The 21397-nt window shown below is 37.5% G+C and carries 14 protein-coding genes, 17 tRNA genes, 3 rRNA genes and 1 other annotated feature; of the genes, 3 read left to right on the top strand and 31 right to left on the bottom strand.

The window, feature by feature from the left end:
- Positions 1 to 71 precede the first annotated feature (71 nt).
- On the bottom strand, positions 72 to 989 hold the full coding sequence (locus R9X47_RS25750) for a phosphotriesterase family protein (RefSeq protein ID WP_432663958.1): 918 nt from the start codon (positions 987 to 989) through the stop codon (positions 72 to 74).
- Between the two features lie 412 nt (positions 990 to 1401).
- Positions 1402 to 2451, bottom strand: coding sequence for a hypothetical protein (locus R9X47_RS25745; protein ID WP_432663957.1), 1050 nt, complete (start codon positions 2449 to 2451; stop codon positions 1402 to 1404).
- A 166-nt stretch (positions 2452 to 2617) separates the two neighbouring features.
- Here R9X47_RS25745 and R9X47_RS25740 point away from each other — a divergent pair, with 166 nt between their 5' ends.
- Entirely contained in the window at positions 2618 to 2929 is a 312-nt protein-coding gene (locus tag R9X47_RS25740) for a helix-turn-helix domain-containing protein (RefSeq protein WP_432663956.1), read from the top strand.
- Between the two features lie 72 nt (positions 2930 to 3001).
- On the opposite strand, the gene R9X47_RS25735 is transcribed toward R9X47_RS25740, so the two are convergent.
- From R9X47_RS25735 to R9X47_RS25610, 26 genes are all read right to left on the bottom strand, one after another.
- Positions 3002 to 3078: transfer RNA gene (locus tag R9X47_RS25735), tRNA-Arg, on the bottom strand.
- A gap of 17 nt (positions 3079 to 3095) precedes the next feature.
- Positions 3096 to 3170, bottom strand: a tRNA-Cys gene (locus tag R9X47_RS25730).
- Between the two features lie 85 nt (positions 3171 to 3255).
- Positions 3256 to 3331, bottom strand: a tRNA-Lys gene (locus R9X47_RS25725).
- 5 nt (positions 3332 to 3336) lie between these two features.
- A tRNA-Gln gene (locus R9X47_RS25720) sits at positions 3337 to 3412 on the bottom strand.
- Positions 3413 to 3425: 13 nt separating this feature from the next.
- Positions 3426 to 3501, bottom strand: a tRNA-His gene (locus R9X47_RS25715).
- Between the two features lie 9 nt (positions 3502 to 3510).
- Positions 3511 to 3584, bottom strand: a tRNA-Gly gene (locus R9X47_RS25710).
- A gap of 13 nt (positions 3585 to 3597) precedes the next feature.
- Positions 3598 to 3672 (bottom strand) — tRNA-Gly (locus R9X47_RS25705).
- Between the two features lie 99 nt (positions 3673 to 3771).
- Positions 3772 to 3856, bottom strand: a tRNA-Tyr gene (locus R9X47_RS25700).
- Between the two features lie 10 nt (positions 3857 to 3866).
- Positions 3867 to 3942 (bottom strand) — tRNA-Thr (locus R9X47_RS25695).
- Between the two features lie 4 nt (positions 3943 to 3946).
- Positions 3947 to 4023: transfer RNA gene (locus tag R9X47_RS25690), tRNA-Asp, on the bottom strand.
- Positions 4024 to 4070: 47 nt separating this feature from the next.
- Positions 4071 to 4146, bottom strand: a tRNA-Val gene (locus tag R9X47_RS25685).
- A gap of 32 nt (positions 4147 to 4178) precedes the next feature.
- Positions 4179 to 4253, bottom strand: a tRNA-Glu gene (locus R9X47_RS25680).
- 23 nt (positions 4254 to 4276) lie between these two features.
- Positions 4277 to 4353: transfer RNA gene (locus R9X47_RS25675), tRNA-Met, on the bottom strand.
- A 16-nt stretch (positions 4354 to 4369) separates the two neighbouring features.
- Positions 4370 to 4445 (bottom strand) — tRNA-Met (locus R9X47_RS25670).
- A gap of 25 nt (positions 4446 to 4470) precedes the next feature.
- Positions 4471 to 4559 (bottom strand) — tRNA-Leu (locus R9X47_RS25665).
- 6 nt (positions 4560 to 4565) lie between these two features.
- Positions 4566 to 4640 (bottom strand) — tRNA-Asn (locus R9X47_RS25660).
- A gap of 6 nt (positions 4641 to 4646) precedes the next feature.
- A 5S ribosomal RNA gene (gene rrf, locus R9X47_RS25655) occupies positions 4647 to 4763 on the bottom strand.
- A 197-nt stretch (positions 4764 to 4960) separates the two neighbouring features.
- A 23S ribosomal RNA gene (locus tag R9X47_RS25650) occupies positions 4961 to 7882 on the bottom strand.
- Between the two features lie 102 nt (positions 7883 to 7984).
- Positions 7985 to 8060 (bottom strand) — tRNA-Ala (locus R9X47_RS25645).
- A gap of 73 nt (positions 8061 to 8133) precedes the next feature.
- A 16S ribosomal RNA gene (locus R9X47_RS25640) occupies positions 8134 to 9666 on the bottom strand.
- Together the 16S, 23S and 5S rRNA genes with 17 tRNA genes alongside form the textbook arrangement of a ribosomal RNA operon.
- Before the next feature lie 443 nt (positions 9667 to 10109).
- Complete coding sequence (locus R9X47_RS25635) at positions 10110 to 11021, bottom strand: bifunctional enoyl-CoA hydratase/phosphate acetyltransferase (protein WP_432663955.1); 912 nt, start codon at positions 11019 to 11021, stop codon at positions 10110 to 10112.
- A 357-nt stretch (positions 11022 to 11378) separates the two neighbouring features.
- Positions 11379 to 12497, bottom strand: coding sequence for a tetratricopeptide repeat protein (locus tag R9X47_RS25630; protein WP_432663954.1), 1119 nt, complete (start codon positions 12495 to 12497; stop codon positions 11379 to 11381).
- Between the two features lie 66 nt (positions 12498 to 12563).
- Positions 12564 to 13049 carry a GNAT family N-acetyltransferase gene (locus R9X47_RS25625; RefSeq protein ID WP_432663953.1) on the bottom strand — a complete coding sequence of 162 codons (486 nt, stop codon included), beginning with the start codon at positions 13047 to 13049 and terminating at the stop codon, positions 12564 to 12566.
- A 41-nt stretch (positions 13050 to 13090) separates the two neighbouring features.
- Positions 13091 to 13840, bottom strand: a complete 750-nt coding sequence (locus R9X47_RS25620) for a hypothetical protein (protein WP_432663952.1) — start codon at positions 13838 to 13840, stop codon at positions 13091 to 13093.
- An 81-nt stretch (positions 13841 to 13921) separates the two neighbouring features.
- Positions 13922 to 15673 carry a B12-binding domain-containing radical SAM protein gene (locus R9X47_RS25615; RefSeq protein ID WP_432663951.1) on the bottom strand — a complete coding sequence of 584 codons (1752 nt, stop codon included), beginning with the start codon at positions 15671 to 15673 and terminating at the stop codon, positions 13922 to 13924.
- Between the two features lie 132 nt (positions 15674 to 15805).
- Positions 15806 to 16303: an amidase domain-containing protein gene (locus R9X47_RS25610; RefSeq protein ID WP_432663950.1), complete on the bottom strand. Its 498-nt coding sequence runs from the start codon at positions 16301 to 16303 to the stop codon at positions 15806 to 15808.
- Positions 16304 to 16464: 161 nt separating this feature from the next.
- Here R9X47_RS25610 and R9X47_RS25605 point away from each other — a divergent pair, with 161 nt between their 5' ends.
- Positions 16465 to 16953: a hypothetical protein gene (locus tag R9X47_RS25605; RefSeq protein ID WP_432663949.1), complete on the top strand. Its 489-nt coding sequence runs from the start codon at positions 16465 to 16467 to the stop codon at positions 16951 to 16953.
- Positions 16954 to 16990: 37 nt separating this feature from the next.
- On the opposite strand, the gene argS is transcribed toward R9X47_RS25605, so the two are convergent.
- Positions 16991 to 18688 (bottom strand): arginine--tRNA ligase, encoded by a 1698-nt coding sequence (gene argS / locus R9X47_RS25600; protein WP_432667697.1) that lies wholly within the window; start codon positions 18686 to 18688, stop codon positions 16991 to 16993.
- Positions 18689 to 18855: 167 nt separating this feature from the next.
- Positions 18856 to 19070 (bottom strand) — a binding site (T-box leader).
- Between the two features lie 208 nt (positions 19071 to 19278).
- On the opposite strand from argS, the gene R9X47_RS25595 reads away from it, so the two are divergent.
- On the top strand, positions 19279 to 20196 hold the full coding sequence (locus R9X47_RS25595; protein WP_432663948.1) for a rhomboid family intramembrane serine protease: 918 nt from the start codon (positions 19279 to 19281) through the stop codon (positions 20194 to 20196).
- Positions 20197 to 20227: 31 nt separating this feature from the next.
- On the opposite strand, the gene R9X47_RS25590 is transcribed toward R9X47_RS25595, so the two are convergent.
- Positions 20228 to 20824 carry a GerMN domain-containing protein gene (locus R9X47_RS25590; protein ID WP_432663947.1) on the bottom strand — a complete coding sequence of 199 codons (597 nt, stop codon included), beginning with the start codon at positions 20822 to 20824 and terminating at the stop codon, positions 20228 to 20230.
- Positions 20825 to 20891: 67 nt separating this feature from the next.
- Positions 20892 to 21350: a DUF523 domain-containing protein gene (locus R9X47_RS25585; protein ID WP_432663946.1), complete on the bottom strand. Its 459-nt coding sequence runs from the start codon at positions 21348 to 21350 to the stop codon at positions 20892 to 20894.
- Positions 21351 to 21397 lie beyond the last annotated feature (47 nt).

Below are 21397 nucleotides of genomic sequence, written 5' to 3'. Positions count from 1 at the left end.
AACTCATGGGTTACCAACTACTCTTATGTCACTAATATTTTCAAATGTACATGTTATCAGGAGTAACAATACTACCCTAATTTTATATCTAGACATCTAGCAGGATTAGATACCATGATAGTATGTATTTCTTCTTTTTTCAGACCTTTTTTATAACATATTGGAATAAATTCGGTTAATATTTTATGGTATGGTCTGATATTCCCTCCCTTTTCCTCACCTATGTTATACCAACCCGTATCTTGGGAAATCAAGAGTCTATCTATAATACCTTTTTCAATCAATACTTTTAATATATCAATATGTTTTTCATATGCCATACTTCCAATAGAATCTATTTCAATCCACATCTCCTGTTTGCCTAATTCAACCATTTTAGGAATATTACATTCACTATCTGCATGAGCCCATATAAACTTACTAAACTCCACTCCTTCTTCTTTAAGAATAGAAGTTGCTTGTGATACTGTTTCTGATAAAATCGCATGACATTGAATTGATAAATTAGTCTTCAAACTTGTTCGACATGCAGCCCTAAGTATTTTTTCTTGAAGTAGAGAAATCCTCCCATCATCTAATGCTATTTTTATAAACCCTGGCTTAATCTTTGTTCCATCAATACCTTCAATATATTCTTTTTCCCAAATTTGTACAATTTCTTCAATATCATTTTCTCTAATATCTTTACTAACTCCATTTCCATAAAAAGACCCAGTATTAGTTATTATATTCAATCCAGATTGTATTGAACATTCTTTTAATATTTTAGCTGATCTTCCTTCTCCTGGTGGAGTAGAATCTACCAGGGTATCACATCCTGCTTCTTTCAATTTCTTTAAATATAGAATCATGGTTTTTACAATCTCTTCTACATCATATTTTGTGTTGTCAATATAATCAGCTCCAATACTATCGCATATAATATGTTCATGCATAAGAGTTACTCCTATTTCATTAGCATCTATAATGCCTTTAACTGTCTGTATCATTTCAGTCTCCTCTATTTTAAATTGTTATTTCAGATAACCTAGGGATTACCGACTATCTATATCGATAATACTTCTAACCGAGCATATATCTGACTATTGCTGTCAATAATACTCTCCCATATACAAAATATACCTTTTATATTATATCATAATTTGGAATTATTTTACTCAAAGCATCAAAGGACAAGTAGAATAAAGCCAGACTCAGCATTAAACTTTATTATGTGTCTGTAAAGTTTAATGCTGAGCCTGACCCTGCTTTTCTTCCTTTGATTTTCAAATTTTCCATTTGACATTCGTACCAGGGGGTTCTTTTTTGTCAAAAATTACTTAACTTCCTATAGTATCTGACCCTTTCCCCAAAAAAACCTTCTCAGAATTTGTTCGTTTTGAGAAGATCTTTTTACAAAATCTACTTTTTATTATTCTTAATTCGATTAACGATGTCAATCAAATTATCTGTGAGTTGTTTTATTTGAGTCGAAATGAGCATAAATCCACTACTTTGACTCTTAGCAGATTCAATAGATGCATTCAAAGATATCATTCTGAGTTCTTGTGCGATATTGTCAATGCTATTTAATTCACTGAGCATTTTTTCCATCTTCTGAATCGTTTCATCAGTTTTATTATTTTTTGATTCTATAGTAGCATTTTCAAGAAGCCCTTGTATACTTGAAAGCTTTGCTTCTAGACTAATCCTTAATTCTTTAGCTCCATTATTAAGATCATTTACTGTTTTTTCTAATGATAAAATAGATTCGTCATTTTTACTTGATGTGTGCTTTTGAGGTTCACTAAGTTGTTTATTAGTATCAAGATGTCTGACTAGTACTTCAACATCTTCTATTTTCAGCTGTAATTGATTTATAGAACGTTCTAAATCTCCTAGCATTTTTTTCTCGTCAGCCACATGATTTCTTTGATTATTTCTACGCTTTAGTTCTTCTTCTACAATATCCAATTGATAATCGAGGAGTTTCATTTCATATTTTTCTATATTGCCCTTTAACGCTAATCTTAAAAGACTTATTAGAAATGTGACGACTAAAACAAAAAATACAATAGTCAAGCCAGTAACCAATATAGTCAAAACACTTAATATAATGTCCCAAATTGACTCAGCGGATAGACTAAAATCTCCACTAAAACTGCCAATTTTAAATACACTTAAGCCGAAAGCAACCGTTGCTAGTATTACAGCTACCAAAGAGCTATTTATCGTAACATCTTTTTCACTTTGCTTGTATTTAATGTCGCACTTATAGTGGTTTAAATCTTTCTCACTTATGAACTCTTCTTTTGAATTTTTTACATTCTTCTCTTGTTCTATTATTTCATCCCATTTCGTATCAAAATGCTCTTTAAAGTTTTCCCAGTCAGTTCTCCCAAAAGAAGCTTTGAATTTTTCTTTTTCAAATAAAATCAGCTTTAATTTTACTTTTTTTTGTTCTTCTACCATTACATATTTCTCCCTCATGTTTTCCAAATATTTACCATTTATTATACCACAGTTTTTGGGGGTTGAAATACTCTTTTAAAAATCAAAAGACAGGTACGTCGGTTTATGTAATCAACTTACCTGTCCCCTCAATTTTTTTAAGCGCTATCCCCTAAAAGCAAAAGCAATGAAATCTGGATTAGTTAAAGATGCTGCAAATATGGCCGATCATTATGAAAGAATACGAGATTTAAGAGAGTATAGTGATGCTACTCAAAGAGAAATTGCAAATGTTTTAAGTTGTTCTCAAACAGGATATGTGAAATATGCAATTGGTCTAGGAGACATACCAACTGAAATTCTAATTAAACTTGCAAAACATTATAATACACGTGTTGATTACATTCTTGGTTTGGCTGATGAAAAAGATCCATATCCACCTTCAAAACTTAATAAAGATTGGGCTTGCAATTATAATTTTGCAAGCCATTTTTATTAACTGATGTTACTCTTAGACATTTAAAAATAAAAAAACCTTGAAAATTTATTATTTTCAAGGTTTTTTGTTATTTGGTGCGCCCATAGGGATTCGAACCCCAGACCTTCTGATTCGTAGTCAGACACTCTATCCAGCTGAGCTATAGGCGCATGTTATATTGAATTATTGGAGGCGGCACCCAGATTTGAACTGGGGAATAAAGGTTTTGCAGACCTCTGCCTTACCACTTGGCTATGCCGCCGTATTTATAATGTTCTCTTTTTACTTTTCGGTAAAAAATACAAAACTTCTCTCGAGCTAAAGCTCGCTATAAAGTTTTGTTGAGTTGGTGACCCATCCGCGACTCGAACGCGGGACACCCTGATTAAAAGTCAGGTGCTCTACCGACTGAGCTAATGGGTCATATATGGCTGGGGATACAGGACTCGAACCTGTGAATGACGGAGTCAAAGTCCGTTGCCTTACCGACTTGGCTAATCCCCATCAATATTTAAAATGGGGCGGCTGATGGGGTTCGAACCCACGCATGCAGGAGCCACAATCCTGTGTCTTAACCACTTGACTACAGCCGCCATGATTCTTGGAGCGGGTGAAGGGGATCGAACCCTCGCAACCGGCTTGGAAGGCCGGGGCTCTACCACTGAGCTACACCCGCATAAATTTTATATTGGAGCGGTAGAAGGGATTTGAACCCTCGACCCTCGCCTTGGCAAGGCGATGCTCTACCACTGAGCCACTACCGCATAAAAAAGTAATAAATTAAGGTACTTTATTTGCTTATCAGCAAATATCGTAAAATTTCCCTCGAACCAACTACGGTTCGCTACAAAATTTTACTAAGTTGGTGGAGGGAACTGGATTCGAACCAGTGTAGACTCAGTCAACGGATTTACAGTCCGCCCCCTTTAGCCACTCGGGCATCCCTCCATATTTATGATGGAGCTGGTGATGGGACTCGAACCCGCAACCTGCTGATTACAAGTCAGCTGCTCTGCCAATTGAGCTACACCAGCATAATGGCGATCCAGAAGGGACTCGAACCCTCGACCTCTAGCGTGACAGGCTAGCGTTCTAGCCAACTGAACTACTGGACCGTATTTTAATTTTGAATAATAGCCTATTTGCATATAAGCAAATAACTTGGTGGGCGCAACAGGACTTGAACCTGTGACCCCCTGCTTGTAAGGCAGGTGCTCTCCCAGCTGAGCTATGCGCCCAAGTCAGCTTCTAGTTAATAGAAGCTAATTATTGGTGACCCCTAGGGGACTCGAACCCCTGTTACCGCCGTGAAAGGGCGGTGTCTTAACCGCTTGACCAAGGGGCCAAAACCTTGGTAATTTAATAACTTGGTAGCGGCGAGTGGACTCGAACCACCGACCTTTCGGGTATGAACCGAACGCTCTAGCCAACTAAGCTACGCCGCCACATTATAAGATTTATTGGTTGCGGGGACAGGACTTGAACCTGCGACCTCCGGGTTATGAGCCCGACGAGCTACCAACTGCTCCACCCCGCGTCGATATTTATATATATTTTGTTGATGGTGCCGGGGACCGGAATCGAACCGGTACGGTCTTTAAGGACCGCAGGATTTTAAGTCCTGTGCGTCTGCCAGTTCCGCCACCCCGGCATATATTGGCTCCAGAGGTGAGATTCGAACTCACAGCCTACCGGTTAACAGCCGGTTGCTCCACCATTGAGCTACTCTGGAATATCAAACCGGCAACGACTTACTCTCCCAGGCGGCTGCCCGCCAAGTACCATCAGCGCTGAAGAGCTTAACTTCTGTGTTCGATATGGGAACAGGTGTATCCTCTTCGCTATTGTCACCGGATATATATGCTTGTTTTATATTTTATGCAATTTGTTTTGAGAACAAATCAAAAGTATTTTACTTAGAAATTTATGGTTCTTATCCTCTTTTTGTCAGCTATTATTTTTCTTAGCGACAAAATATATGATACCATGTTTTCGTCAAACTGTCAATACCTTTTCACTCATTTATTCTCTCAAAACTGAACAATGGAAAGTATGGTCAAGTCCTCGACCTATTAGTACCTATCAGCTAAAGACATTACTGCCCTTACACCTTAGGCCTATCAACCAGATAGTCTTTCTGGGGTCTTAATCCATAATGGATGGGAAATCTTATCTTAAGGTGGGCTTCGCGCTTAGATGCCTTCAGCGCTTATCCCTTCCGTACATAGCTACTCAGCGGTGCTCCTGGCGGAACAACTGATGCACCAGAGGTACGTCCATCCCGGTCCTCTCGTACTAAGGACAGCTCCTCTCAAATTTCCTGCGCCCACAGCGGATAGGGACCGAACTGTCTCACGACGTTCTGAACCCAGCTCGCGTGCCTCTTTAATGGGCGAACAGCCCAACCCTTGGGACCTACTACAGCCCCAGGATGAGACGAGCCGACATCGAGGTGCCAAACCTCCCCGTCGATGTGGACTCTTGGGGGAGATAAGCCTGTTATCCCCGGGGTAGCTTTTATCCGTTGAGCGATGGCCCTTCCACTCGGAACCACCGGATCACTAAGCCCGACTTTCGTCCTTGCTCGACCTGTATGTCTCGCAATCAAGCTCCCTTCTGCCTTTGCACTCTTCGCGCGATTTCCAACCGCGCTGAGGGAACCTTTGGGCGCCTCCGTTACTTTTTGGGAGGCGACCGCCCCAGTCAAACTGCCCACCTGACAGTGTCCCAAGACCGGATCACGGTCTCTGGTTAGAACTTCAGTATTACAAGAGTGGTATCCCAACAACGACTCCGCACAAACTGGCGTCCATGCTTCTAAGTCTCCCACCTATCCTGTACATGCAATACCAAAATCCAGTGCCAAGCTACAGTAAAGCTCCACGGGGTCTTTCCGTCCTGCTGCGGGTAACCGGCATCTTTACCGGTACTACAATTTCACCGAGCCTACTGTTGAGACAGTGCCCAAATCGTTACGCCTTTCGTGCGGGTCGGAACTTACCCGACAAGGAATTTCGCTACCTTAGGACCGTTATAGTTACGGCCGCCGTTTACTGGGGCTTCGGTTCACAGCTTCGCATACGCTAACCACTTCCCTTAACCTTCCAGCACCGGGCAGGCGTCAGCCCCTATACATCATCTTTCGATTTAGCAGAGACCTGTGTTTTTGCTAAACAGTCGCTTGGGCCTATTCTCTGCGGCCACCTCGGGCTATTCACCCTAACGTGGCACCCCTTCTCCCTAAGTTACGGGGTCATTTTGCCGAGTTCCTTAACAGTAGTTATCTCGCTCGCCTTAGGATTCTCTCCTCACCTACCTGTGTCGGTTTACGGTACGGGCACCTTTTATCTCGGTAGAAGCTTTTCTTGTCAGTGTGGAATCAGCAAGTTCGCTACTTATTTTTCGCTCCTCATCACCTTTCAGGATTGCAAAGACGGATTTGCCTATCTCTGCTCCCTACGGGCTTGAACCCACTCAACCAACCGTGGGCTTTGCCTATCCTCCTGCGTCCCTCCATTCCTCAAACGATAAAGTGGTGGTACAGGAATCTTCACCTGTTGTCCATCGCCTACGACTTTCGTCCTCGGCTTAGGTCCCGACTTACCCTGAGCGGACGAGCCTTCCTCAGGAAACCTTAGGTTTTCGGCGGGTAGGATTCTCACCTACCTCTCGCTACTTATGCCAACATTCTCTCTTGTATAAAGTCCACTGCTCCTTACGGTACAGCTTCAGCCGATATACAATGCTCCCCTACCCCTGCCATACGGCAAGCCATAGCTTCGGTAACAGATTTGAGCCCCGGTAATTTTCGGCGCAGAGCCACTCGACTAGTGAGCTATTACGCACTCTTTAAATGAGTGGCTGCTTCTAAGCCAACATCCTAGTTGTCTAAGCAGCTCCACATCCTTTCCCACTTAATCTGTATTTAGGGACCTTAGCTGATGGTCTGGGCTGTTTCCCTCTCGACTACGAATCTTATCACCCGCAGTCTGACTCCCAGATAAAAGAATACGGCATTCGGAGTTTGATAGGCTTCGGTAGGCGGTGAAGCCCCCTAGGCCATTCAGTGCTCTACCTCCGTTTCTCTAAATCTGAGGCTAGCCCTAAAGCTATTTCGGGGAGAACCAGCTATCTCCGAGTTCGATTGGAATTTCTCCGCTATCCACAGGTCATCCGATAGCTTTTCAACGCTAAACGGTTCGGACCTCCACGAAATTTTACTTTCGCTTCATCCTGCCCATGGATAGGTCACCCGGTTTCGGGTCTACGGCATGCAACTAAATTCGCCCAGTTAAGACTCGCTTTCGCTGCGGCTCCAGACCAAAGGTCCTTAACCTTGCTGCATACCGTAACTCGTTGGCCCGTTCTACAAAAAGTACATGGTCGTTCATATAAAGAACTTCCACTGCTTGTAGACATAGGGTTTCAGGTTCTATTTCACTCCCCTCCCGGGGTTCTTTTCACCTTTCCCTCACGGTACTATCCTCTATCGGTCACCAGGTAGTATTTAGCCTTGGGAGGTGGTCCTCCCAGCTTCCCACAAGGTTTCACGTGCCTCGTGGTACTCTGGAGTAGTGCCAAGGATCTTCTTCTTTCACCTACAGGACTTTCACCTTCTGCGGTGGGCCTTTCCAGACCTCTTCGGTTAGAATACCTTCCTCTTTATGGCTCTATCCACAACCCCTAAAGCCGTAGCTCTAGGTTTGGGCTCTTCCCCTTTCGCTCGCCGCTACTGAGGGAATCGATTTTTCTTTCTCTTCCTCAGGGTACTTAGATGTTTCAGTTCCCCTGGTTGCCTCCAACTGCCTATGTATTCAGCAGAAGGTATCTAAGGTTTACTTAGATGGGTTTCCCCATTCGGACATTCCCGGATCAAAGCTTGCTTGCAGCTACCCGAGACTTTTCGCAGCTTACCACGTCCTTCATCGGCTCCTGGTGCCAAGGCATTCACCCTATGCCCTTAATAACTTGACCAGTGAAATTGCTTTTATAGCAATTCTGTTTCTCTCCATTGTTCAGTTTTCAAAGAACAAAATTATGTTTGAGTGCTTTAACTTAATAGCATTCAAACATTCATGGTGGAGACGAGGAGATTTGAACTCCTGACCCCCTGCTTGCAAGGCAGGTGCTCTCCCAACTGAGCTACGCCCCCATAATTTTGTTGTATATTTAAATTGAATGTCTTTAGACATTCAAAACTAAACAGTGTAAGGTTTTCTCCTTAGAAAGGAGGTGATCCAGCCGCACCTTCCGATACGGCTACCTTGTTACGACTTCACCCCAGTCATTGATTTCACCTTCGGCAGCTTCCTCTTAAAAAGTTAGATAGCTGACTTCGGGTGCCCCCAACTCCCATGGTGTGACGGGCGGTGTGTACAAGACCCGGGAACGCATTCACCGCGACATTCTGATCCGCGATTACTAGTAACTCCAACTTCATGTGGGCGAGTTGCAGCCCACAATCCGAACTGGGACTGGCTTTTTGGGATTCGCTCCAGATTACTCATTCGCTTCCCGTTGTACCAGCCATTGTAGCACGTGTGTAGCCCAGAACATAAGGGGCATGATGATTTGACGTCATCCCCACCTTCCTCCGGTTTGTCACCGGCAGTCTCTCTAGAGTGCCCAGCTTAACCTGCTGGCAACTAAAGACAAGGGTTGCGCTCGTTGCGGGACTTAACCCAACATCTCACGACACGAGCTGACGACAACCATGCACCACCTGTCTCCTCTGTCCCCGAAGGGAAAGGTACGATTAAGTACCGGTCACAGGGATGTCAAGTCCTGGTAAGGTTCTTCGCGTTGCTTCGAATTAAACCACATGCTCCGCTACTTGTGCGGGTCCCCGTCAATTCCTTTGAGTTTCAGTCTTGCGACCGTACTCCCCAGGCGGAGTGCTTAATGCGTTAACTCCGGCACCGAGGGTGTGAACCCCCGACACCTAGCACTCATCGTTTACGGCGTGGACTACCAGGGTATCTAATCCTGTTCGCTCCCCACGCTTTCGTGCCTCAGCGTCAGTTGCAGTCCAGAGAGTCGCCTTCGCCACTGGTGTTCCTCCTAATATCTACGCATTTCACCGCTACACTAGGAATTCCACTCTCCTCTCCTGCACTCAAGCCATACAGTTCCAAAGGCTTACTACGGTTGAGCCGTAGCCTTTCACCTCTGGCTTATTTGGCCGCCTACGCACCCTTTACGCCCAGTGATTCCGGATAACGCTTGCCCCCTACGTATTACCGCGGCTGCTGGCACGTAGTTAGCCGGGGCTTCCTCCTAAGGTACCGTCATTATTCTTCCCTTAGGACAGAGTTTTACGACCCGAAAGCCTTCTTCACTCACGCGGCGTTGCTGCATCAGGCTTTCGCCCATTGTGCAATATTCCCCACTGCTGCCTCCCGTAGGAGTCTGGACCGTGTCTCAGTTCCAGTGTGGCCGATCACCCTCTCAGGTCGGCTACTGATCGTCGCCTTGGTAGGCCTTTACCCCACCAACTAGCTAATCAGACGCGGGTCCATCTTGTACCACCTGAGTTTTGACTAATGCGCCATGCGACGCTATAGTTTTATGAGGTATTAATCACCGTTTCCAGTGGCTATCCCTCTGTACAAGGCAGGTTACCCACGCGTTACTCACCCGTCCGCCGCTTTCCAGTTATTCCTTCATCCGAAGAATCAGTCATAGCCTTCTCGCTCGACTTGCATGTGTTAAGCACGCCGCCAGCGTTCATCCTGAGCCAGGATCAAACTCTTAAAAAAAATCTGGCGTTTATTATATCTTTAGCTTGAATTATTTCAAACTAAGGTTTAATTCCTTACACTGTTCAGTTTTCAATGTCCAAAGTTTTTTCTGTCGTTTTAGCGACAAGATCTATTATAGCAAATCTCTTTTGTCTTGTCAATAACTTTTTTCGACATTTTTTTCGCCGCTGTTTTTTCAGCGACAAGATATATCTTACCACGTGATATCCATAAAGTCAAATGGAAATTATCACCTATACCTCTATTTATATTCTAAAAAAAGAATTTCTTCTTAGACCATAAATATTTTGCCCTCAAAATCTTCTTTTATACATACTTTTAATTTAAATATTAAAAATAAAAACTCAAGGGCCTCAAATGAGGCCTCCTATTTTTTATAACACATAGGAAAAGCATGTGTCTTAAATTCCAGACACATGCTTTTCCTATGAATTTCAATTTTATTCTCTATATGCGGCTATAACACTACCTAGAGCTATTGAATTTAACTTAGCCTCATGGCTATCTGCACGAGAAACTAGCACTACAGGTGCTTTGGCTCCCATGATAATTCCTGCTGATTCAGCATTTGCCATATATGTTAGTGCCTTACCAATACCATTACCGACTTCAATAGTTGGTACCAGTAGAATATCTGTGTCACCGGCTACTTCACTATCAAATTTCTTGATTTTCGCTGCTTCCTTTGATATTGCTAAGTCAAAAGCAATCGGCCCTTCAACTATTACACCTTCTCCAAACTCACCTTTATTACCTATGATCTTCAATTTATCTGCGTCTACTGTTGCTATCATTTTAGGGCTAACTTTTTCTTTAGCTGTAAGACAAGAAACCTTTACATTGTCGATTCCCATTGCTTTAGCAGCCTTAACAGAGTTTCCTAAGATCATTGCCTTTTCTTCTAATCCAGGTGATATATTCATACCTCCATCTGTTAGGAATAAAAGTTTATGGTAGCTAGGTACTTGATACACCATAACATGACTTAGCAAGCTATCCGTTCTAAGACCTATTTCCTTATCAAGAACAGCCTTTAATAATATTGAAGTATCAATTAATCCCTTCATTACGAAGTCAGCTTTTCCCGTGCTTACCAATTCTACAGAAGTTCTTGCCGCTTCAGTCAAGTCTGACCTATCTATTAATTCATACTTACTAATGTCTAAACTATTTTTGTCAGCAATTTCTTTAATTTCTTTTGTGTCACCTATTAAAACCGGTTCTATAATTCCCATCTCAGCTGCACCGCATACGGCTATTAAAACATCTTCATCCTGGGCTGCTGCTACCGCTAATTTCATTGTAGTTTGTTCCTTTGCAGTATTAATAAGTTCATTAAAATTTTTAATCATTTCATCACATCCTATTCTTTTAATTTATTCATAATCTAAATAAGTTTGTAATTACTTTATGTACAAAACAACTAGCATAGAGTAAATTTTAAGGCTGATTAATTTTTTTTAATAAGTGCTCCCCAAAAAAGAGTTTCAAATTTTTTAGCAAGTCTTCTATAAATTATTGAATCTACTGTTATTTTACAATATTATGCATTTCCATTCAATATATTTCTTGATAATTTTTTTGAATATTACTACTTTTTTAGATGTTTATAAAAGGGATAGTACAATATCACCATTTCCTCAATTTTGATCAAATTTTCTTTTAAATATAGCCACAAAAATAAGGGCTCTTAGTCCCTTATTTCTATTCTAGCTCATTGATTTTATTTTATTCATCCATGTTCTTGCTATTTCATCATCAGGGTTAATCTTTAAAGCTTTAGCCACATATTCTTCTGCTAATTCTATTTCTTCCATCTGAAGATACGCAATCCCTAAGTTACATAGAATTTCTGCATCATTTTCTTTCATACTTAATGCTTTTTTAAAGAATTTTATTGCTTCGTCGAATCTCCCTAAAGAGATGTTGCACAATCCTATTTCATTGAGAATTTCAGTTTGACTAGGCTTCATTCTGTATGCCTTTTCAAAGTGCTTTAAGGCCTCTTCAAAGTTCGTCAGTTGTCTGTAAGAAAGTCCTACAAAGAACTGTAAATTCCACCACTCTGGGTATCTTTCTTCTAGTGGTAGGAGTTTGTCTAATGCCTCATCGGGTCTACCACTAAATACAAGGTTATATCCCTCTTCATATTGTACTTTATAGTTTATTTCTGACAGTTTATTCATTATCTCATACTCTTTATTTTCATCAACGCCCTTTTCAAGGCTTTTCTCCCAGATTATTTGAGCCTTTTTATAAAGGCCTTTGTTTGCATAGTGAAAACCTAAATGATAATAAGCTAAAGAAAAATCAGGATATAATTCTGTGATGATTTCAAAAATCTCAATTGCTTCTTCCTCAAAGTCCTTTACAGGGTTTTCAGCCAATTCAACTGCTAACTCTTCACAGCATCTAGCATAATTGTACATAGCATCTAGATCCTTATCATCTATGTATAAACAAGATTTAAAGCAAATCAGGGCATCTCTCTTATTGCCAGCTTCAATTAATCTAAACCCCTGATCAAGAACGACTTTAATAATGTTTTCATCATGATTCAATAAAAAATCTTTATAGGTTTTATTATGTATAAATCCACTATCTACACCTATGATATATACCATTCCTTGTATGACCTTTAAAAGGGAGATGTCCTTAACCTCGCTCTCACCCTTTACCTTGTCAACTACCTCATTGATAGGAATTGGCAGTGGAATGCTATCGTCCAAGACGAATCCTTTCACATCAAAAGTCTTACCATCCTTTAAGTGAATGAAAACAACATCATTCACTCTTTCCTTTAAGTATTTCTCTATTCTCGAAAACATTTCTTCCTCCTCTAAATTAAAAAGGGAAAACCTTAGTATGAATTATTGTTTTCCCTTGTTTTGTGTTTATAGTAACTTATGAAAAATCAAATCGTCTACATATATACTCTCTTTTTCATCATAATGGTGCATATGGACATTCCCAGTAAAACTGAATCCACATGCCAAAATCGTATTTATAGAAGACTTATTATTACTGTAGATGTAGGCCCTTGCTATTTTTATTCCTTCGTTTTTAAGGAGCTTCAGTGCGTATTCTGTTAAATCCTTTGCAATACTGTTTCCTCTAAAATTATAATCAACGGCTACAGTTAGGTTACAGGAGTGCTTTTTATTTCCTTTACCTCTCTTTGCTCTAAGAACGGCAGAAATAACATCACCATCAGCAGCTACATAGACAAATGTATCAGGATTCTTAATCCAGGCCCTTATTTCATCCATAGAAGCTATTTCTGCAAATGAAACCTCAGTCCTTTCACTGCTCAAATTCGAAAACATAGATATTACCTTTGGAACATCCTTCTCTTCAAGCTTTCTAAATCTGATACCCATGCTATCCCTCCTTAAAATATATTATAAATTAAGACTGATTACTACTTATACATATCCCTCATAAACATTCTCTTTCTCCTTGTTGAGGTACTAAGTATCTTAAATAACTGTCCTCTGTAAATCATAGCATACGCTAAAATCAATTGATATATTATTGATCTTATTATACTTGATAGAACAAAACTTGAGCCAAAGCCTATTAAGAATATTATTTGGCTTGTGCTAATATGTATAATGTAGGCAACTGCAAATATAAGTCCATTTGGAATAAACCACTCAAGGAAATTCTCCTTAGTAAAATCAAAGGTGTAGGTTATTAAATCTAGCCTTTCATAGTGTTTTTGATAGATAACCTCTGGAATAGTGTTTAGCATTACAAAGGCTGCTATTACAATAGCAATCTGAATATACACACCTATCATCCCCATAGATGATATCAAAGGATCTAGAAATAGACTCTTACCCCATCTCACTAGATAAAAGAATATGAATATACTATAGGTTTTCCATAGGTAAACTGTAAAACCACTTTTAAAGTCTTCCATAGTAAATCTTCCGTAATTAATAATGTTCTCAATCAAATAGAGGTAGTTAGACACAATAGCACTTTGGAATATTGAAATTATTATACCTCCTAATATTCCTGCATAGGAAACTACTATTCCCATAATAGGCATTATGAACAAATATGCAATACCCACTAAGAATATTTTCCAGTTCTTAGCAGCTAATTTGAAGCTTTTCGTTATTATATTTTTGTTGGTTAGAACTATATCCTGAATAAGATTCAAGCCAATTCTCCTCTCTTTTATTTATATGTACACACCTTTACGACTTTATTAAGCGTATATCTATTATACTCCATGGTAGCTTCATATTTCAATTTTCATATATCTTGATCTACCAAAATCCTTGTTTTCAACTTCGTAATTAAACAAAATAGTTGTTTCTTCCTGTAAAGATTTTTGTGTAGGATCTATTATTAATTGTAATATATCATATTTAAAGGTTTCAAAATGAGTTTTATTTATAATCCTTTTTGCAGGAATTCCTGTAAACTTTGGTAAGTACCTTTCCAGATTTTCTTCTTCCTGTAGGAATTTATGGCATCTGTTTTTAAAATCCTCTAAGATAATGGTGTCAAAAATATCAGGTAAATTTCCTCTCTTATTTCTTAAATAGTCAAACTTTAACACTTCTCTAAATTCATCTTCTCTATCGAAATTATTGTGTCTATAGAACTTTAGTAAAACCCTATATAGTTCTTCTTTCTTATGGGATACATGATGGTATCCTAAGCTTTCCCAAAATTCATATAGAGATTCGAAAAATCTTGAAGGTCTCTCAAAATTATTTGCTATTATGAATTCAACACTAAAATCAAAATGATGAGAATTATAATATTCATCTACCATCTCTTCAATAAGCTTAAGTCTTAATATTTCTCCATATGTAATATAGTCGTTGCTCATCACTTCATAAGGAGATCTATCCTTATAGATATATCCGTATTTATCACTGTTGACTCTAACGCCAGAGCCCTTAAGAAGTTTTAAAAAGCCTAATTGAATTTTATTTGGTTTTAAGCTGTAAACATCATCAAAGGAGGCTAAAAAGGTTTTGTAATCCTCATAGGGTAGTCCAGCTATCAAATCTAAATGTAAATGTATATTATTATATGATGCTAATTTCTTTATTACATATTTAATTTTTTCAAAATCCATATTTCTTCTTATTTCTTTTAATGTCTTTTCATATGTACTTTGGACTCCTACTTCAAATTGGAAAAGCCCTCTTCTTGTATTTTTTAAGTAGTCTAATATTTCATCGTCTATTAAAGAGGCTGTTATTTCAAAATGAAAATTGATTCTCCCATTATCAATCTCTTCTATATATTTCATTATTTCTAAGCAATGATGCTTGTCTGCATTAAAGGTTCTATCTACAAACTTCACCTGCTTTACATCGGCATCAACAAACTTTTTCAGATCTTTTTTAATCCTCTCAATAGAGAAATATCTAACTCCTTGAAGTGTTGAAGAAAGGCAATATTGACAATTGAATGGGCATCCCCTAGAGCTTTCATAGTATATGATTCTGTTCTCAAGCTCTGCTAAATCTCCATATGGAAATGGTATATCATCTAGATTTTTTATTAGGGGTCTTTCATTATTCTTATAAGTATCATTTCCATCTCTAAATGCTAAACCTTCTATTTCTTTTATATTACCCTTTTTATTGACTAGAAAATCAAAAAGCTTTTCTGTAGTTACTTCGCCTTCACCAAATATTATATAATCAACATAATCATGCTCTTTCAATACGTCACTAGGATTATAGCTTACTTCCGGACCTCCTAAAAGAATCTTTACGTTTTTATTTACTTTCTTGAGATCTTTGGCTATCTCTAGGGTTTGATCTACGTTCCAAATGTAACACCCGAAACATACGACATCATAATTCTTCATGTATATCTCTCTCAAGATGTAGTCGAGGCCGTTGTTAACAGTATATTCTTCTATATGTATATCTGAAAATTTATCTTTTGTATAATTTCTCAAATATCTTAATGATAAAGATGAGTGTATAAACTTTGAGTTAAGTGTTGTTAAAAGTATTTTCATTAGTTCACTTCCTTGTTGGTTATCTTCTTAATGTATTGTTTTGAAAATCATTAATAATTATAACATAAGAGAGCAAAATATATACCATAGATAACCAATATTTATATCATATTATTCACTGGTTTCTTTTAGCTATTTTCTATAACCTGAAATATGCAAACACCGAAACTCATTGAAAACGTAATTTGATAATCTATAGTCGAGTCTGTCTATGGTGTGAGTTGCAATAAAAATATTGTATATTCTCTTTGGATATTTTATGTCTACTACTACAAGAGAGTGGGCAAATTCTTCATTTGCATCAAATCTAAGCTGAATTATATCGCCTAATTGTACGTCTTTGATATCTACTTCTGCCGCAATGGGTCCTGCCCCGCTACCTTTGTTTTTAGTCAAAAACCTATGAAGATATTTTACACTGGTCCAAGCCGGGGCTCTATTGTTAATGTGTTCAAAAAACCATCCATGTTTATCATAGTTCATAGGGCATCCTCCAGCATGTAAAGCCTGTGAAGCAAAATTTGTACAGTCTCCGCCCATTTCATCAAAATTAGTATACTTAGGATTCCTGTCTAGCGCCCACTTTCTTGCATAATTTACAGCACTTTGCCTATCATAATCATATATCATATTATTTCTCCTTTACCTTTTTGTAAAGTTATATGATAAAAATCAAGAATTATCCCTTATTACTTCCATCTTTTATGAAAAAGTTATGAATTTTATATGGTAAACCTTCATAATTATGTTATGATATTGTTAAACAATTCTTTATCATGGGAGGAATGCATATGGCCATAATGTCTTCTCGTCTAATTCGCCATCAAATATGTATAGAAGAATTGAGGGAATTAGGTGCAAAGGTAATTTCTATTCAAGGTATAATGTTTTATGTAAAATTCAAAATAAAAGACACAAAGATTTCTTATATGTACCATGTAAAAACTGACAATACATACTATCTAGAGAGAATCAAACCATACTTTATGTGCATCGGTGATTATCAATCTGAAGAGGATGTAATAGACATCATAAAGATTGATCTTGAGCAATTTAAAAACGCAATGAATAGTAAGAACTTTAATGAGTTCATTGATGTTGATAAGAGTATAACAAAACTCGTTAGATATTTTGAAGATCTTTATTTATATTATAATGTTTCAAAAGATGATTTAGGTACTATAAAGGATGAGGTTGGCGTTATCATCGATAAGATAATGGAAATAAAGGGTAGAAGTGAAAGAGTTTATCATAAGAAGGATCCGGAAAGTTTTAAATAATAAAGCAGTAGCTATATAGCTACTGCTTTATTTTTATCTACATTCTTTCAGGAGCTGCTACACCTATAAGCTTAAGTCCATTCTTAATAGTCTGCTTAGAAGCATGAACTAAAGCAAGTCTAGCTTTTTGTAGTTCTTTATCTTCAACTAAAATAGAATAGTCATGGTAAAACTTATTAAATGCCTGAGCAACATCGATTATATATCTCGTAACTACTGCCGGTTCATGTTTTCTTCCAGCATCTATAATCACTTCAGGGAATTTATTTAAGATTCTAATCAGATCCATAACTTCCTTTTCAGATAGTAATTTATAATCAACATCCTTTGTACATTCTAACTCTGACTTTCTAATAAGGCTTGAAGCTCTAGCATGGGTATATTGAACATATGGTCCTGACTCACCATCAAAGTTTAATGTCCTATCCCAAGAAAAAGTGTAATCTTTAATCCTGTTGTTTGATAATTCTTGGAATACAACAGCACCAATACCCACTTCCTTAGCAACCCTTTCTTTATCTTCTAGGTTAGGATTTTTGCTAGCAATAATCTCTTTAGTTCTTTCAACTGCCTTATTAAGTACATCTTCTAGGAATACTACTCTACCTTTTCTTGTAGACATAGTACCTTCTTCTAAGCTAATCATTCCAAATGGAACATGGATACAATCCTTTGCCCATTCGTGTCCCATTAACTCTATGATTTTTATCCATTGTTTAAAATGAAGGTTTTGCTGAGAACCAACTACATAGATGTTTTTATGGAAATCGTAATGATTCTTTCTATATATAGCAGCCGCTATATCCCTTGTGATATATAGAGTTGAACCATCCTTCTTTGTAATAAGTGCCGGAGGCATATTGTATGGTTCTAAATCAACAATCTCCGCACCCTGGGATTTTTGAAGAATGTCTTTTGATCTCATTTCTTCTAATACAGCAGGCATTTTATCTGAATAGAAACTCTCACCTGCATAGGAATCGAACTTGATTCCAAGCATATCGTAAACTCTATTAAATTCTAATAAACTTACATCTCTAATCCATTTCCAAAGCTCTGTAGCCTCTTCATCACTATCTTCTAATTTCTTAAACCACATTCTTGCTTCATCTTCAAGCTCTGGTTTATTTTCAGCTTCTTCATGGAATTTGATATAAAGCTTTAGAAGCTCAGGTATAGGATTTGACTTAATAACTTCCCTATCTCCCCAAGCATTGATAGCAACTATTAGTTTACCAAATTGAGTTCCATAGTCACCAAGATGGTTGATAGCTATTGTGTTATAACCTAAAAATTTAAATATGTTATTTATTGCACTTCCGATAACTGTAGTTCTAATATGTCCTATGTGGAAAGGCTTCGCTATATTTGGAGAAGAGAACTCTACAATTACATTCTTGTTTTGACCTAAATCAGAGGAACCAAACATTTCTCCTTTTTCAATAATTTCTTCGATAACAGTCTTAGCAAAAGTCATTTTGTCTATTGTAAAATTTACATATGCCCCCGCCGTATCAATCTTTTCAAATAGATTATTGTCTCCAATTGCTTCTACAACGTCCTGAGCTATTAGATTTGGAGCCTTTCTAAATACCTTTGCAAGCTTAAAACATGGAAATGCAAAGTCTCCCATATCAGAGTTAGGTGGTATCTCAATCATACTTTGTATTTCTTCAAGGTTTAACTCAGAAATTTTTTCATTTAAAATATCTGCAATTTCTTTCTTAAAATCTATCATTTTACTACCTCCTTTTAATCTTACACATTTATATAGAGATTCAAGTAAAACTATTAATTTATACATATCCAAAACGCCTAGAAACATCGAGTATTTGGATATTTATAAATTAAGTTTTGCTATGTGAACTCTATACAATAAAAAAAACTCGTCTCTTAATAAACTTAAGAGACGAGTTTAATACCCGCGTTACCACTCTTTTTGGTACTGTTATGTACCCTCTTTTCTTCCTGTTAATGGAGGAAATCCATTTAGCCTAGTTAATGGTTCAGCTAAAATCTCAAAGGTGCGCTTCAGCTCAAACTATATATCGGGCTTCCACCGTCCCCGACTCTCTCTAATATAAATAAAAGCTTACTCTCCTTTTCGTAGATCCTTAACAATATCTCATTTTGAACTATAATTTAACATATTTCTAATACTAAATCAAGTACTTTTTCATTTTTTAATCAGAATAATTATAAGGTAAGTTTTAAATTTTTATGAATACACTTGGTTAACCTTTTATTTCCTTAGTTTATCTGTTAAAATTATTATACCCATATTATCTACAGAAAATTTTGAAATGGAGGTACTTATAAAGATTTATGACTAGAAATAGAAAAATATATTTAACCTATATTATTACTGCTATCAATGTATTACTCTGTATCGTCATGTTTTTAATAGATAAATCCTTTAGTTTTAACGTAGAAACACTTTTAAAATTTGGTGCCAAATATAATCCATTAATCGCTACAGGTGAGTATTATAGACTGCTTACTTCTATGTTTTTACATTCAGATCTCACCCACCTTCTGTTTAATATGTATGCGCTAAATATATTTGGTAAGAATATTGAGCGTATATATGGAAAAGCGAAGTTTATTATTATCTATATAGTGGCTGGGCTATTTGGAGGATTGGGCAGCTTTATTTTCAGCGACTCTGTCTCAGTGGGTGCTTCCGGAGCAATCTTTGGTTTATTGGGTGCATACTTTTACCTCTATTTAAGCCATCCTGATGTATTTAAAGGTGGTTATCTTAAAAATTTACTTACTATATTAGGAGTAAACTTGCTATTTGGAATACTAGTTCCAAATATCGATAACTGGGCTCATATATGCGGTCTGATAGGTGGTTTTATAGTCAGTTGGTCCGTTGGTTTTAGAGGCGAAGGTATATTTTCCTCAAAAAAGGTACTGGCTCAATTATTAACTATTATACTGCTATTTACTTCTTTATTTGCGGGTATCCAACTTAATCAAAATAGCTGGAAATACAATCTCTTTCAAGGTGAAAAATACTTGGATCAAAGCAAACTTGATGAAGCTGAACAGGAATTTATCACTGGTATTTCCAGAAAAGATGATGTAGAACTTTTTTATTATAACCTAGGACGTATTAGCTTGATAAGGGGTGATCTGGACAAAGCTAAAGATTATTTTGAAAGAGCTGTGGAGATAAATCCTGAATTTATTGAAGCTATCGGGATTTTAAACGAAATAAACAAAATAAAGCAGTAGCCTTGGGCTACTGCTTTATTTTGCTTGTTTTCTATTTATCCGGGAACAATCCTTCTAAGAAATACATCGGCTCAGAAGTCTTCACTCCATTATATTTCTCTAAAGGTTTTCCTTCTACAAATATTTGTGCAGTCTCATTGCCAGGGATTGCTACAATTGAATTGATTATACTACCTACAGTTAACATTGCATCATTACCTGACATTTTCTTTTCTATAAATTCCTTTGATAGATTTACTATAACATTCTTATCTTTTCTTTCAACAGATAGAATCTTAGTTCCTTCTGGAACCGGACTTATAATATCACCCTGTGGTTCAAAGCTTATTAATTGCTCTACTATAAACTGCTCCATCGATTTATCCTTAAGTTTCTCATCATTAATATTTATAGAAAATATTTCATCGTATAGGAATGGCTTATCTTTATATCTTAAATATAGGATATACTCTACTTCCTTTGAAGCTTCCTCTTGCTTTTTAGAATCGTCGCCTTTCTCAGTCTGCTCTTCACCTGTCTGAGCCGCTTGCTCAAGATCCACTTCATCGGTTACCTCTTTCTTTTTACACCCTGTAGCCATAGTAAATACTAATGTAACTAAAAGTAAATATGCTATTATTTTTTTCATTTGTTTTACCCCCTCAGAAAGATTAAAAATTTTTATCCTAGACAGCAGCTTTATAATTTATTACATTTTAAAGTTGCATGTCTTTATAGTTTTCTTCACTAAATACTTTTACATCGTTTTGCTCAAGCAATGCCACAGTTACTCCCTTACCAGCTTTAAGCTTTCCCTGGAACTTGCCATCATAGATCTTAGTACTACCGCAAGAAGGACTTCGTTCCTTTAAAATAGCCATACTTGCATTATAAAGCTTCGCAATTTTCAAGGTTTCCTTTGCACCTTTAACAAACTGGCAGGTAACATCCATCCCTTGATTATCTAATACCCTAGCTCCATTTTCTAAAACAGCATTTCCATCCTCCCCTGATATTTCACTGGGGTTCCTTGGAGTTTGTAGACCTCCAAGCTGTTCAGGACATACCATGACAAACTCTTTATCCTTTAGAAAATCGAGTAGCTCCTTATTAGCAGTATTTCCTCCATCATATCTGCAATCTAATCCAAGTAGACATGCACTAACTAGTATCATATACTTCTCCCCTCACAGTAGCAACTAACACAATACTCTAACTTTTC

Origin of the sequence: Wukongibacter baidiensis, from assembly GCF_050888315.1 — a bacterium.
GTDB classification, from domain to species: Bacteria; Bacillota; Clostridia; order Peptostreptococcales; family Caminicellaceae; genus Wukongibacter; species Wukongibacter baidiensis.
The sequence above is the reverse complement of the archived record's forward strand: the minus strand, read 5'-3'. Positions and strand labels throughout refer to the sequence as shown.